14 protein-coding genes and 1 pseudogene are annotated in these 13,999 nt (G+C 63.0%); 7 read left to right on the top strand and 8 right to left on the bottom strand.

Annotation, left to right across the window (positions count from 1 at the left end):
* The 3 genes and pseudogenes from OPC11_RS08705 to OPC11_RS08715 all read right to left on the bottom strand — a co-directional run bounded on the left by OPC11_RS08705 (position 1) and on the right by OPC11_RS08715 (position 1,952).
* On the bottom strand, positions 1–282 hold the full coding sequence (locus OPC11_RS08705; protein ID WP_007978349.1) for a hypothetical protein: 282 nt from the start codon (positions 280–282) through the stop codon (positions 1–3).
* A 127-nt stretch (positions 283–409) separates the two neighbouring features.
* A pseudogene (locus OPC11_RS08710) lies at positions 410–1,174 on the bottom strand (aldo/keto reductase).
* 76 nt (positions 1,175–1,250) lie between these two features.
* Positions 1,251–1,952 (bottom strand): hypothetical protein, encoded by a 702-nt coding sequence (locus tag OPC11_RS08715; protein ID WP_264781634.1) that lies wholly within the window; start codon positions 1,950–1,952, stop codon positions 1,251–1,253.
* An 86-nt stretch (positions 1,953–2,038) separates the two neighbouring features.
* Here OPC11_RS08715 and OPC11_RS08720 point away from each other — a divergent pair, with 86 nt between their 5' ends.
* Both OPC11_RS08720 and OPC11_RS08725 read left to right on the top strand, forming a co-directional pair.
* Positions 2,039–2,182 (top strand): hypothetical protein, encoded by a 144-nt coding sequence (locus OPC11_RS08720; protein ID WP_007978343.1) that lies wholly within the window; start codon positions 2,039–2,041, stop codon positions 2,180–2,182.
* Positions 2,183–2,233: 51 nt separating this feature from the next.
* Positions 2,234–3,676, top strand: coding sequence for a TIGR00366 family protein (locus OPC11_RS08725; RefSeq protein ID WP_026177678.1), 1,443 nt, complete (start codon positions 2,234–2,236; stop codon positions 3,674–3,676).
* Between the two features lie 373 nt (positions 3,677–4,049).
* Here OPC11_RS08725 and OPC11_RS08730 read toward each other — a convergent pair whose 3' ends face one another.
* The 5 genes from OPC11_RS08730 to OPC11_RS08750 all read right to left on the bottom strand — a co-directional run bounded on the left by OPC11_RS08730 (position 4,050) and on the right by OPC11_RS08750 (position 9,318).
* The gene (locus tag OPC11_RS08730) at positions 4,050–4,715 is read right to left on the bottom strand and encodes a hypothetical protein (RefSeq protein ID WP_264781635.1); all 666 of its coding nucleotides are present in this window, start codon (positions 4,713–4,715) and stop codon (positions 4,050–4,052) included.
* Between the two features lie 61 nt (positions 4,716–4,776).
* Positions 4,777–5,940, bottom strand: coding sequence for a molecular chaperone DnaJ (gene dnaJ / locus OPC11_RS08735; RefSeq protein ID WP_264781636.1), 1,164 nt, complete (start codon positions 5,938–5,940; stop codon positions 4,777–4,779).
* A 155-nt stretch (positions 5,941–6,095) separates the two neighbouring features.
* Entirely contained in the window at positions 6,096–8,000 is a 1,905-nt protein-coding gene (dnaK, locus tag OPC11_RS08740) for a molecular chaperone DnaK (RefSeq protein WP_007978336.1), read from the bottom strand.
* 280 nt (positions 8,001–8,280) lie between these two features.
* Positions 8,281–8,937, bottom strand: a complete 657-nt coding sequence (locus OPC11_RS08745) for a nucleotide exchange factor GrpE (RefSeq protein ID WP_007978335.1) — start codon at positions 8,935–8,937, stop codon at positions 8,281–8,283.
* Positions 8,938–8,970: 33 nt separating this feature from the next.
* The gene (locus OPC11_RS08750; RefSeq protein ID WP_007978334.1) at positions 8,971–9,318 is read right to left on the bottom strand and encodes a hypothetical protein; all 348 of its coding nucleotides are present in this window, start codon (positions 9,316–9,318) and stop codon (positions 8,971–8,973) included.
* Between the two features lie 304 nt (positions 9,319–9,622).
* Here OPC11_RS08750 and OPC11_RS08755 point away from each other — a divergent pair, with 304 nt between their 5' ends.
* The 5 genes from OPC11_RS08755 (at position 9,623) to OPC11_RS08775 (ending at position 13,876) form a co-directional block, all read left to right on the top strand.
* Complete coding sequence (locus OPC11_RS08755) at positions 9,623–9,964, top strand: hypothetical protein (protein ID WP_007978333.1); 342 nt, start codon at positions 9,623–9,625, stop codon at positions 9,962–9,964.
* 78 nt (positions 9,965–10,042) lie between these two features.
* Positions 10,043–11,344 carry an MFS transporter gene (locus OPC11_RS08760; RefSeq protein WP_264781637.1) on the top strand — a complete coding sequence of 434 codons (1,302 nt, stop codon included), beginning with the start codon at positions 10,043–10,045 and terminating at the stop codon, positions 11,342–11,344.
* A gap of 72 nt (positions 11,345–11,416) precedes the next feature.
* The gene (locus tag OPC11_RS08765) at positions 11,417–11,782 is read left to right on the top strand and encodes a hypothetical protein (RefSeq protein ID WP_264781638.1); all 366 of its coding nucleotides are present in this window, start codon (positions 11,417–11,419) and stop codon (positions 11,780–11,782) included.
* A 66-nt stretch (positions 11,783–11,848) separates the two neighbouring features.
* Positions 11,849–12,076, top strand: a complete 228-nt coding sequence (locus OPC11_RS08770; RefSeq protein ID WP_007978330.1) for a DUF6684 family protein — start codon at positions 11,849–11,851, stop codon at positions 12,074–12,076.
* Positions 12,077–12,109: 33 nt separating this feature from the next.
* Positions 12,110–13,876, top strand: a complete 1,767-nt coding sequence (locus tag OPC11_RS08775) for a cbb3-type cytochrome c oxidase subunit I (RefSeq protein ID WP_069452626.1) — start codon at positions 12,110–12,112, stop codon at positions 13,874–13,876.
* Positions 13,877–13,999: the final 123 nt, after the last annotated feature.

Raw genomic sequence — 13,999 nt, forward strand, 5'->3', positions numbered from 1 at the left:
TCAGTCCCGTGCGATTGCCACGAAGAACAACAGGAGACCCAGCAGGACGAACAACGACGAGAGGTGGTCGATGAGCTCCGGCCGTACCGACATCAAGAACGTCTCTTCGAGGACGACCGCGAGCCCTCGGAGGGCGAACAGCACGTACGCAACGGTGACGATAGCCAACCGTCGCTCGCGTTCGCGTCGCCACGTCAGGTAGGTCAACGTCCCTAGCCCCACGCTGAGGAGCAGTATTCCGAGGCTAACGACTAACTCGAGGTCGTGCGGGCGGACGGGCATTGGCTACCGAATTCGATTCCGACTATCGAGAAAAGCGTTCTCGTACAGTCGTCTAACGGTCGCGTTCGGGACGGTATCGTCCGATTCGAATCCCGTTCCGCGACGAAACGTCCGATTACTCCTTCCCCTATTCGAACAGCTTCTTCTCGCTGTCGATAGCGTCGATTCGCGCGACTGCCGCCGCGTCGAGTCGGATGTCCGCGGCCGCGAGGTTCTCGCGCAGATGCACGTCGCTCGCCGAACGAGGAATCGGTATCGCCCCCTTCTCGACGAGCCACGCGAGCGCGATTTGTGCTTCCGTCGCGTCGTGGTCCTCCGCGAGGTCGTTCACGACGGGGAGGTCGAACACCTCGCCGTGAGCGATCGGCGAGTAGGCGACGAGGTGAGTGTCGTGACGATGCGCGTCCGCGAGGAGTTCGGACTGGTCGTAGAGTGGGTGCATCTCGACCTGATGGGCGAATATCGGCGTGTCGAGCACCTCGCGCGCGACGGCGATTTCCTCGGCGGAGAAGTTGCTCACCCCGACGTGCCGGATTCGCCCGTCATCCCGGAGTTCGTCGAAGGCCGGAAGCGTCTCCTCGGGGTCGTAGTCCTCTATCGGCCGGTGGACGTAGAGGAGGTCGATGGTATCCAAGCCGAGTTCGTCGAGGCTCTCCGCCGTCGTTTCGAGCACGTCGTCGGGTGCGAGACTGTCCGCCCAGACCTTCGTGGCGACGAACAGCTACGAGCGCGGAACGTCCGCGCGGTCGATGGCCTCGCCGACCGCTTCCTCGTTGTCGTATATCTGTGCGGTGTCGAGGTGGCGATACCCCATCTCGATGGCGGCGGCGATTCGTTCGGGGTCGTCGATTCCCATCGTTCCCAAACCGATGGGCGAAAACTCGTCGGTCATGGCTCCCCGTTTGCGAGCGGGACAGGTAATCGGTGTGGTTGCGGTCGTCGAAGAGAAACCGACGGGCGTCCGGTGGCTACAGGGAAACTTCGCCCGGTGTGAGAACCGACGACTCGGGTGCGGCGGCGTCCGCGACGGCGAAATCGGCGGTCCGGTCGGCGTCGAGGACGATTTCGCCGCCGACGAGGAGCGGCGCGACGATACCGGCGGCGACCGTTCGGGGGTCAGCGAGCGGCGCACGAACCGCGACTGAATCACCCGATTCGAGGCCCCAATCCGATGCGACGGCGTTCCCCGCATCGAGGAGGTCGGCGTGGGTGGCATCGCGCTCGCCCGGGAGCGCGAGCGTCTCGGGGGGGAACGGCGTCTCCGGGAACACCGGATTCTCGCTCCACACGTCGGTTTCGAAGTGCGAGACCGTCGGGTCCGGGGCGGGGTCGCCGTAGGCGACGTACTGTCCGCCCGGCGGGAGTTCGTAGTCCGCGACCGATTCCGCTGGCGCGAGGAGCACCCGCGCGTCGATTTCCGTCGGCGGGTCGAACCGAACGCTCGCTCCGAGCAGGACCGAACCGAAGAACCCGAGAATGGGCTGTGCGGCGGGCGTCGCGTGGATAGCCACCGTCACACCCTCTCGAACGCCGAGATGTCGAAAGAAATTCCCCGTCTTCCACGCCGTCGTACACAGTCGGTGGTAATCGTATCCTCGTGAGTTCGGGACGGAAAGCGCCGGGTCGTCGCTCCGCCGTTCGCGGGCAACGAGGTCACCCAGAGTGTCCATATCGCTTCTCGTCCGGGGGCGTGCAAAAGCCCCCCGATTCGAATGGTCGATAGAGATATGTTTTTGATGTAATCATATCGCGTATCATGCTGTCAGCACCCGATTCGTTTCACTCCGAAGACGCGTCGGCGACGAGGGTCGGACTCGACTGGCTCTGGTCAAAACTTCGAACGCACGCTCGACGACTCGTCGGCGAATTGGACGACCCGCGGCCGACGATTCACCACTGACGCGTCTGACGAACGTTTATAATCGTTTGCTAGGGATGCACACACGCAATCATGGCAAACGTAATCAGGCGGATGGCAGAAGGCAGTTCACGACTCGTAGAACGGTATCTTCCGGACGCGTTTCTGTTCGCAATCATCCTTTCGTTCGTAGCCTTCGGGTTGGCATTCACGTTCGTCGCTCCACAGGGTGGGACGCTGACACACGCGGAAAACATCCTCGTCGATGGCTGGTACGGCGGCTTTTGGGGACTTCTTTCCTTTGCGATGCAGATGACGCTCATCCTGATGACGGGGTACGCCCTCGCACAGTCGTCCGTCGTCGATAGCTTTCTTTCGCGCGTGGCGTCGATTCCGTCGAGCGAACGAAGCGCGGCCGCGTTGGTTCCGGTCGTCGCCGCCGTGGCGTCGTTCGTCCACTGGGGCCTCGGCCTCGTGGTCGGTGCCATCTTCGCGCGGAAAATCGCGGAGGAGATTCGCACCATCGACTTCCCAATCATCGTCGCCGGAGCGTACTCCGGGTTCATCGTCTGGCACGGCGGTCTCGCCGGGTCGATTCCGCTGGTGCTCAACTCGACGGGCGACGATAACTTCCTGCTCGCCAGCGGCGTGCTGAACTCGACCATTTCGACCGGCCAGACCATCTTCACGGTCGCCAACGTCGCTATCTTCGTCGTCATCGGTCTCGTCTTCCTCCCGCTCCTGTTCCTGCTGATGTACCCCGAGAGCGACGAGAAGAAACACCCCATCGACCCCGCCCAGCTCGACACCGCGACCGACGGCGGCACGGAAGCCGAAGCCGTCGTCGCGCCGTCGGCGACGAGCGACGACCTGACCGTCGCGGAGCGAATCGAACACTCCTCGTTCGTCGCGTACGCCATCGGCCTCTCGGGGTTGCTGGCCGTCGTCGGGTACTTCGGCCGCGGAATCGCCGACGGGACGATGCCGTGGAACAACCTCAACCTGAACATCGTCAACTTCACCTTCCTCTTCCTCGGCATCACCCTCCACGGCACCCCCGCGGCGTACATCGGCGCGATGAAGGAAGGGGTGGAGAACGTCTGGGGAATCATCCTCCAGTTCCCCTTCTACGCGGGTATCATGGGCATCATGGGCTACGCGCCGGAAGGATCGACCAGCCTTGCAACGCAAATCGCACAGGGAATGGTCCACCTCTCGCCCGACGGTACGCTCCCCGTCGTCGCGTTCCTCACGGCGGGTATCGTTAACGTCTTCGTCCCCAGCGGCGGCGGCGAGTGGGCCGTCGTCGGCGAAACCCTCGTGAAGGCGGCTCACGCCAGCGGAACGAGCGTCCCCCGCGTCGCCATGGCCGCCGCGTGGGGCGACGCGTGGACGAACATGATACAGCCATTCTGGGCGATTCCGCTCCTCGCCATCAGCGGCCTCTCCGTCCGCGACATCATGGGCTACTGCGTGCTCGTCCTGCTCGGAAGCGGTCTCATCATCAGCGCGGGAGTACTCTTCCTGCCGATGTGAACGAACCTTTTACGACGGTCGAAAGCCAGCGCCCGGCCAAATCGGCCGGGCGCTGGCTGTCTTCTTCACGGCTTCGCCGTGAAGGAACGAGGGAGCTTCGCTCCCTCGCATTCCCTGTAAAAGGTTCATCAAAAGCATTGCACTCCTCCCTCGATTCACGGCTCACTGACGTTCGCCGTTCGCTTTGGTCGTCGTTTAGCCCGGAAAATCTTCGATTTTCCGGTGGTTGAGGTAGCGACTGGCGGTTGTGTCACCAGCAGACATCTGGCGGTTGTGTCACCAGCAGACATCTGGCGGTTGTGTCACTGGCTGACTTCTGACGGTTGTGTCACCGACAGACTGCATACGACTCGCTTCGCTCGTCGTGTGCGCGTCACTCGCTGCGCCGGAGCAGGTAGCCGAGACCGGCGATGCTTCCGAGCGCGGCCAGCCAGCCGAATCCGGGCAAATCCCCACCGTCGGTCGTGGAGGTGGTCGTCCCCTCGGACGAGTTCGTCGCCGTTTCCGTCGTCTCGGTGGTTGCGGACGGTGTTGACGAAGAAGATGTCGTCCCCGTCGTAGTCGGCGTCGTTCCCGTGGTCGTCGTCCCCGTCGTGGTTCGATTCCCAGCGGTCGTGTTGTTCGCGGTCCGGGTCGTCGTCGGCTGGACGATTTCGAGTTCGCCGCGCATCGTCTCGGAGTCGAACTCCGAGAAGTACGTCTTCATCTTCGGGGTCGCCGTGAATTCGAGGGTCTGATTCTCCCCTCTCGTGTCCACGACCTCCGTCCGTTCGAGGACGTTTCCCTTCCCGTCCCCGATGGCGATGTTGTGCGAGTGGCCGTCCAGGTTCTCCCACGCGATGACGTACTCCTTTCCGGCCTTCATCTGAAGCGTCGGATTCGTCTTGCCTTCGATAGGGGGCGGCGATTGACCCAACCATCCGGATAGCTGTCCACCGAGTTCGAACGTCGCGGCCTGCCCGCGCGCGAGGCCGACGAACGCCGTCGTTCCGAGGAGCGCCTGTACGAACCGCCGACGGGGGAGTTTCGGACCAGTCATTCGAGTGAGTGTGAGTATCTATATATCATCCCAAAACGGCTTAGCTTGTTCGGCTAGCCGCTCAGAAACTGCTCTTGATGCGCTCGAAAAAGCCCTTCTCGACGGTGACCTCTTCACCGCCCGCCTCCGCGAACTCCTTCAGCGCCTCGCGCTGTTCGGCGTTCAGCGAATCTGGCGTGACGACCTGCACCTTGACGAAGAGGTCGCCGTTACCCCGCCGCCGGAGGTGCGGCATTCCCTTGCCGCGGAGACGGAACGTCTCGCCGCTTTGGGTCCCCTCCGGCACGTCCATCTCGACCGAGCCGTCGAGCGTCGGCACCTCGATTTTGTCGCCGAACACGACCTGTGGGAACGAGAGCGCCGTCCGATAGAACAGGTCGGACCCGTCACGCTCGTAGTCGGGGTGCTCGCGCACCGACACCTCGATGAGCAGGTCGCCGTTCGGCCCGCCGTTCTCGCCCGGCGCGCCCTCGCGCTCCATCTGGAGCGTCTGGCCGTCGGCGATACCCGCCGGGACGTCCACCTTCAGCGTCGCCTCGCGCTGGACGATGCCGTCGCCGCCGCACTGGTCACACGTCTCCGAATACTGTTGTCCGTCGCCGTTACAGCGCGGACAGGTCTGTGACTGTTGGACGCGCCCGAACGGCGTCTGCTGGACCTGCGTGACCTGTCCCTGTCCGTTACACTCGGGGCAAGTGTTCACGTCCGCTCCCGGCGGGTGGCCTTCGCCGTCACAGGCGTCACAGCGCTCGGGACGGCGGACCGTAATCTGCTTCGTCACGCCTTCGTAGGCATCTTCGAGGTCGATCTCCATGCTGGTCCGGAGGTTCGACCCCTGGCGCGGGCGGTTCGGGTTGCGGCGGCCGCCGCCACCGCCGAAGAACTCGTTGAAGATGTCGCCCATGCCGCCCATGCCGCCGCCACCGCCGCCGCCGAACGGGTTGCCGCGCCCGGCACCGCCGGGGCCGCCGGGGCCGCCGTCGAAGCCGCCGCGTTTCTCGGCCTGTTCGAAGCGGTCGTGACCCATCTGGTCGTAGGCCTGCCGCTTCTCGTCGTCCGAGAGCACTTCCTTCGCCTTTTTCACCTTCTTGAACTTCTCCTCGGCGTCCGGTTCGTCGCTCACGTCCGGGTGATACTCGGCGGCTTTCTTTCGATACGCCTTCTTGATTTCGTCCTCGTCGGCGTCTCGACTTACACCGAGTACGTCGTAGAAGTCCTCGCTCATCAGTTATCGTTTCTAATGTAGGATGGTATTTGAATCGTCCGTCTACCGGTCGGCGCGCCCGAAAACGACGAGCGTCCGGGGGGTCGATGCGCTACCTTCAGTCTTCGTCGTCCACGTTCACCAGAACGCATCGCGTTCTGGTTAGCTGACGACGACTATTCGTCGTCGTCAACGTCTTCGAAGTCGGCGTCGACGTACTCGTCGGCGTCGTCAGCACCGCCCTCGGCACCGGCGCCTGCGCCTGGGTTCGCGCCGCCGCCCATGCCGCCGCCCATTCCACCGGGGCCCGCGGCACCGGCCTGCTGGGCTTGCTCCTGTTGCTGGTACATCTGCTTGCCGATCTCCTGCAGCGACTTGCTCAGGCTCTCGGTCGCGTCTTCGAGGTCCTCCTTCGACGCGTCGTCGTCTTCGAGCGTCTCCTGAACGACGTCGATTTCGTCGCGGATGTCCGATTCGAGGTCGTCGTCGATGTTCTCCTCGTTCTCTTCGAGGAGCGTCTCGGCGCGCTGAACGGCGCCTTCGGCGGCGTTGCGCGCCTCGATGAGTTCGCGGCGCTCCTTGTCCTCTTCGGCGTGCTGTTCCGCCTCTTCCTGCATCTGCTCTATCTCCTCGTCCGAGAGACCGGCACCGCCTTCGATGGTGATCTCCTCGCTGTTGCCGGAGCCGTGGTCCTCGGCGGAGACGTTGACGATGCCGTTCTCGTCGATGTTGAACGACACCTCGATCTGCGGGGTTCCGGCGGGCGCGGGCGGGATGCCCGCGAGGTGGAACTCGCCGAGCAGTTCGTTCTGGTTGGCGATTTCGCGCTCACCCTGGAAGACGCGGACCTGCACCGAAGTCTGGTTGTCCGCCGCCGTGGTGAACACCTTCGACTCCTCGGTCGGGATGGTCGTGTTCTTGTCGATGAGGCGCTCGAACAGGCCACCCTTCACCTCGATACCGAGGGAAAGCGGCGTCACGTCGAGCAACACGATGTCGTCCACGTCGCCGGAGAGGACGCCGCCCTGAATCGCCGCGCCGAGCGCGACGGCTTCGTCGGGGTTGACGTTCTTCTTCGGCTCCTGTCCGGTGAGCTCCTCGACCTTCTCGGATACCTGCGGCATGCGGGTGGACCCACCGACGAGGATAACCTCGTCGATGTCGCTCTTCTCGTAGCCCGCGTCCGACAGGGCCTGCTCGGTCGGTTCGACCGTGCGGTCGATGAGGTCGCTCGTCAGGGACTCGAACTTGGCGCGGGTCAGGCTGTTTTCCAAGTGCACCGGGCCGTTGTCGGTCGCCGTGATGAACGGGAGGTTGATGTCCGTCTCCTTGCGGCTCGACAGTTCGATCTTCGCCTCTTCAGCCGCGTCCTTCAGGCGCTGGAGCGCCTGTCGGTCGTCGCGGAGGTCGATGCCGTGGTTCGACTCGAAGTCGTCGGCGAGGTAGTCGATGATGGCGTGGTCCCAGTCGTCGCCACCGAGGTCGTTGTCCCCGTTCGTGGCGACCACTTCGTAGACGCCGCCGCCGAGGTCGAGGATGGAAACGTCGAACGTCCCGCCACCGAGGTCGTAGACGAGGACGGTCTGGTCCGTGTCGTCGTCCAGTCCGTACGCCATTGACGCCGCCGTCGGTTCGTTGACGATGCGTTCCACGTCGAAGCCGGCGATTTCACCGGCGTCCTTCGTCGCCTGTCGCTGCTTGTCGTTGAAGTACGCGGGAACGGTGATGACCGCCTTGGCGATGTCGTCGCCGAGATACTCCTCGGCGTCTCGCTTGATCTTCTGGAGGATCATCGCCGAAATCTGCTCCGGCGTGTACTCTTCGTCCTCGATTTCGACGGTGTAATCGTCGTCGCCCATGTGCCGCTTGATGGACTGAATCGTCTTCTCCGGGTTCTGAACCGCCTGGTTCTTCGCCGGTTTTCCGACCAGACGCTCACCGTCGTCGGAGAACGCGACGATGGACGGCGTGGTCCGGTCGCCCTCGCCGTTGACGATGATTTCCGGGTCGCCACCCTCCATGACCGCGAACGCGCTGTTCGTGGTACCGAGGTCGATGCCCAGTATCTTGTTGCTCGTCATTGTTGGGGCAACCTACCCGTTTGCGCCGGTTAAAGGTTACTAGATGTCACGAGGGGACGTCGAACTCCACCCCTCCGCCGTCTGTCGGTTTCTTTTTTCATCGTTTCTCCGCTTCGAGGGCTTTATATCGAACCGATATACTATCCGCCGTGCACGGTCCGTCGAGTGGTTCGGATCCTCGCCATCCCCGCGCCCGGCGCTCGCGCTCGCCGTTTCGTTTTCGAATCGCAGTTGATATTCGAATCGCGGTCGATAGCGGGAAAATCGGTGGGGCGGGTCGTTACTCGTCGTCTCCGCTGCCGTCGCTGACGGTGACTTGCGCGGCTTGCAGAACCTTATCGGCCATCTCGTAGCCGGGTTGGTACACGTCGGCGATGGTGTCCTCCGGGTGGTCGCTCTCGACGCGAAGCATCACCTCGTGGCGTTGCGGGTCCACTTCCTCGCCGGACTCCGGGTGGATTTGCGAGACGTTCTCGTCCTCGAACACGCGGTCGAGTTCGCGCAGGGTGAGTTCGACGCCCTCGCGCAAGCTTTCGACGTCCTCGTGTTCGTCTTCGACCGCCCGGCGGAGGTTGTCCCGGACGTCGATGAGTCGTTCGATGAGGTCCTCGGTCGCGCGCTTTTCGAGCTGTTTCTGGCGCTTTTTCGCGCGCTTCTTGTAGTTCTTGAAGTCTGCACGGTTGCGCCGCAGGCGCGCTTCGAGGTCGTCTACCTCCTCGTCGAGTTCCCGGCGCTCCGATTCGAGTGCTACGAGGCGGTCTTCCACGTCGGCGGCGAGGCTCTCGTCCTCGACGGCGACGCGCGCGACGAGGCTCGTGGTTTCCGGTCCGAGAACGTCCTCGTCCGGCGTCTCGTCCCCTGTCGCGTCTCCGTCGGCCGGGGATTCCTCGTCGGCTGGCTCTTCGTCTACCGTTTGGGCGGCCTCCTCCTCGGTCATATGCGTCGTAAGTCCTTGCTCGCGTTTAAGGGTTCAGAAACGGGACGCGAGTTCGATGCGGGCGAGCCAATCGAGGAGGACGTTTGCGAGCGTGGAATACGAGGGGCGGCCGACCAACCCGCTCAGCGGGTCGAACTCGACCAAGCCACGGTATGAGAGCGTCGGTAGTCGCGTCTGTGACAAGTCTTCGAGGACCGTCTCGAACGCGTCGTCGGAAACTGACGCGGTGGTTTCGTTCCGTTCCCACGCCGCGACATCCCTGACGAGGACTTCCAGTTCTATCGGCGCGGTTTCGGCGTGGCAGGCGAGCGAGTAGAGGACGTACCGGTTGCGACGCTCGGGCAGGCTGGCGAGTACCGAACCGACTGTTCCCCGAGACATCGAACTCGCTTTCCGTATCGTGACGGACGAATCTCAACCCTGCCAACCGTTTCCATCGTTCACCCGGTGTAACGGGAACACAGTTCGGTGATGGTCGGAGTTCTCCTCGGTTGCTCGCGGTCACGCGACGGGGTGTGAACCTTTCGCCGACCGCGACCCGACGGTAACGACGGCTTCACCGGGATAAGCACTCGTTCGACGCGAGCACCGTGTCTGCTCGCCGAACGGCGGCGGGACCACGCCTCGCCAACAGCCTCTTCCACGGGACACAACCCTTTTCGGTCGTGCGACAGAACGGGAGGGTATGGCAGACGAGGAAGCCAACGACAACGGAGACGAGGAAGAAAAGACGTTCCAAGAGCGCGTCGAGGAAATCCGAGAGAAACGCGCGAAAGAGGGCGATGAAGACCGAGACGAGCGCCTGAAGGAGGCGATGGGCGGCGGCGGTCCCGGTGGTATGGGCGGTAACCCGTTCGCACAGATGATGGGCGGCATGATGGGCGGCGGCCCCGGCGGTATGGGTGCCAGTCGTGGAAGCGAGAGCGGAAGCGACGAAGACCTCGTTCGTGAGGTGCGGCAACTTCGGGACGAAGTTCGGGACGCCACGCGACAGCTCCAGCGCATCGCGGACGCGCTCGAAGAGTAATCGTCGTCTACTCTTTCGGCAATTCACCGAACCAAGGCAGAGATTCTTATACCTCGCCCACTATTTCGATTCGTAACCGTGTCGGGAGAGACGAGTGGCGGGTCGCTCCGCCTGTTTCGAAACCGCGAGTTCATCGCATTGGCGGGCACCGCATTCGCCCGGAGTCAGGCGTATTCGACCATTCTCATCGCACTGGCGCTGTACGCCGACATGTTCCACACGACGAGCACCGTCGAAGGGCTGTTCGGAACCGCGTTCGCGGTGGTACAACTCCTCATCGTGCTCCCGCTCGGGCGGTACATCGACATCCGCGACTCCAAGCGCATCCTGCTCATCGGACTGTTCCTCAACGTCCTCGTCTTCGTTGGCTTCAGCTTCGTCGAGACGGTCGAACACGTCATCCTGATGCGCGTGTTGCAGGGCACCGCCGCGAGCATCCTCTGGCTGACCGGGACGACCGTCGTCGGCGAGATCAGCGACGACGGGTCCCGCGGGCTCTGGATCGGGACGTACAATCAGGTCGGCGCGTTCTCCAGCCTGTTCGGCGATATCTTCGGCGGACTGCTGTTGTACCTGTACGGCTTCGAGACCACCTACGCCGCCCTGAGCCTCATCACCATCGGCGCGTTTCTCGCCGTGTTCTTCTTTCTCCGAGACAACCCCGGCGGGCGGACGGACCCGGAGGATGCGAGCAGTCGGGAAACGTTCGAAACCCTCCTCGGGCGGTCGGCCATCAAGGCGCTCGTGTTCTTCCGCCTCTCGTTCAGCGTCGGGAAGATGGCCGTCATCACCTTCCTCCCCATCTACGCCTACACGCAGTTCGACATCAACCCCTTCGTCGTCGGCGGCATCATGGCGGGCGGAAAGCTAACGAAGTCGCTCACACAGGGCAAGGTCGGCGACTGGACCGACCGCGTCGGGGAGAAGTACAAATTCATTCTCGCGGGCGCGCTCGTGTACGCGCTCGGGACGGCACTCATTCCGTTCGCGGGACTGGCAAAGGACTACATACCGGGAATGACCGTCTCCGCGTTCGGCGCCGAGATGGCGCTTCCGGGGGCGTTTTTCGTCCTCTTTGCGGCCTACGCTGTGCTCGGTGTCGGCGACAGTCTCCGTCTCCCGGCGAGCATGGCACTGTTCGTCGAGGAGGGGGAGCAGTTCGAGGCCGTCGGGTCCAGCCTCTCGCTTCGTTCCATCGCCTGGAAGGTCGGGCAGGTCGGCGGTCCCGTGTTCATCGGCGCGATTTGGGACGCGACGAGCGTTTTCGTCGCGTTCTGGGCGGCGTCGGGGTTCATCATCGTCTCGTCGGCCGTCTTCGCGGTCCTCTACAGCACCGAACCCGCGCCCGGCGAACACGTCGATGCCGTGGGCGGGGACTGAGCCGCTGACGACCACGAAGCCGACGACGATAAAGACGCAACCGTGAAAGCACTGAAGCCCGAACCCACGTGCATGGACGAGCAACCGGGACTTTCCGATCAGTACCGAAAATCCAGTCCGTGGCCGCTGTTCGTCGCGTTCGGTCTCGCGCTGTTCGAGACCGGTATCGTGATGGCGAACTTCCTCTTTCCCATCGCCGTCGGTGGCATGTTGATGTTCGTCGGTAGCATCGTCGGCATTCTCCGCGAGTCGGAGTACATCAGCGACCCGTGGAAGGCGCTCGTCGCCGCATCCGTCGTGTCGTTCGTCATCGGTGGCGTCATCTGGCAGACGACACAGGGGTCAGTCCAGCTTCGTGGGACGGCGATTCTCATCGGCGCGGGCGTCCTCCTCCTCGGGGGCATCGCGGGGTCGCTCTGGCAACCGGAACCCATCTGAGACGGGCCGACGGCCGAACACGAACCACTAACCTATTTTACCTCGTGTTCGCTACGTTCAGGTATCATGGCAGAAAGTGTCTTCGACAAAGAAACACTCCTCGACCTCACCGTCAACATAATCCCGCTCGGGATTCTGGCGTTCTTCCTGATACTCTTCGTCGGATTCAGTGCGTGGGGCGGTAGCACCCTCGTCGGAGCCGTCAGCTTGGGTCTCGTCATCGTCCCGTTCGCGCTCCTCGCCCTGTTAACGTATATCGCGGCACTGAAAATCGAGGCCACGGGCGGAACCTAACCTTTCTTTACCTTGTAGTTCACACGCTCCTCTATGGCAGCTACTGGGCAGATAGCTCTCACCGTAGTCATGGGAGTGTTTTTGCTGGCGGTCGCTTCGTTCCTCGCACGGATCGAGGACTGGCGGTCTTATACACCTCTCAGCAGCGGGGGCTACGGGTACGCAGAATCGACCGGGCAGGCGCATAACGAGAAGCCTGCCGGAATCATTCGTTGGTTTACGACGGTAGACCACAAGGACATCGGCATCCTGTACGGGACCTTCGGCCTCATCTCCTTCGCGTGGGGTGGCATCGCGGTGCTCCTCATGCGGACGGAACTGTTGACGCCGAACGCGGACCTATTCAACGCGAACCTGTACAACAGCCTGCTGACGACGCACGGCATCACGATGCTGTTCCTGTTCGGGACGCCCGTCCTGGCGGCGTTCTCGAACTACTTCATCCCGCTCCTCATCGGAGCGGACGACATGGCGTTCCCGCGCATCAACGCCATCGCCTTCTGGCTGCTACCGCCCGCGGCGATACTCATCTGGATCGGCTTCCCGCTCTTCATGTTCGCCGGTATCGAACCGGCCCAGACGAGCTGGACGATGTACACGCCGCTCTCGTCCTGTGGCCCGTCCGCCGCAGCGGCGGGCGCGAGCTGTCAGGCACAGGTCAGTCCGGCGACGGACATGATGCTGCTCGGCCTGCACCTCTCCGGTGTCAGCGCCACCATGGGTGCCATCAACTTCATCGCCACCATCTTCAGCGAGCGCGGCGAGGACGTCGGATGGCCGGACCTCGACATCTTCTCGTGGACCATCCTCACGCAGTCGGGTCTCATCCTGTTCGCGTTCCCGCTTCTCGGCAGCGCGCTCATCATGCTCCTGCTCGACCGTAACTTCGGAACCACGTTCTTCGCGGCGAACGGTGGCGGACCGGTCATGTGGCAACACCTGTTCTGGTTCTTCGGCCACCCGGAGGTGTACATCCTCATCCTGCCGCCGATGGGACTCGTCAGTCTCATCCTGCCGAAGTTCGCGGGCCGGAAGCTGTTCGGGTTCAAGTTCGTCGTCTACTCGACGCTCGCCATCGGCGTCCTCTCGTTCGGTGTGTGGGCCCACCACATGTTCGCAACGGGTATCGACCCGCGCATTCGTGCGAGCTTCATGGCGGTGACGATGGCAATCGCGATACCGAGCGCAGTCAAGACGTTCAACTGGATAACGACGATGTGGAACGGTCGGCTCCGGTTGACCGCGCCGATGCTGTTCTGTATCGGCTTCGTCTCCAACTTCATCATCGGAGGCGTGACGGGCGTCTTCCTCGGGTCGATTCCGCTCGACCTCGTGCTCCACGACACCTACTACGTCGTCGGTCACTTCCACTACATGGTGATGGGTGCCATCGCCGTGGGAGCCTTCGCAGGCTTCTACTACTGGTTCCCGATTTACACCGGTAAGATGTACCAGAAGTCGCTCGCCCACGCACACTTCTGGCTGACGATGATCGGGACGAACGTGACGTTCTTCGCCATGCTGTTCCTCGGCTACGGCGGCATGCCCCGCCGGTACGCGACCTACCTGCCGCAGTTCACGACGTGGCATCAGGTCGCCACGGCAGGCGCGTTCATCCTCGGTATCGGCCAGTTCATCTTCGTCTGGAACATCGCCCAGTCGTGGCTCGAAGGCCCACCGGCCCCCGCCGACCCGTGGAACCTCGGCGAGGACGGAATGCTCACGAAGGAGTGGGACTGGTTCGCAAAGAAGCAGGAAACCGCTCTCACCGACGGCGGCGAAGAACCCTCTGACGAGTAGACTTCTGACGGCGGTCGGTCGACTTTTTTCGGTCGTAGAAAACGAAGTAGCTACGTCGACGCGAGCACGATACCCATTACGAACATCAGAACGACGATGCCGGAGAGGACGAGCAGGAGCAGT

Origin of the sequence: Haladaptatus sp. T7, assembly GCF_026008575.1 — an archaeon.
GTDB classification, from domain to species: domain Archaea; phylum Halobacteriota; class Halobacteria; order Halobacteriales; family Haladaptataceae; genus Haladaptatus; species Haladaptatus paucihalophilus.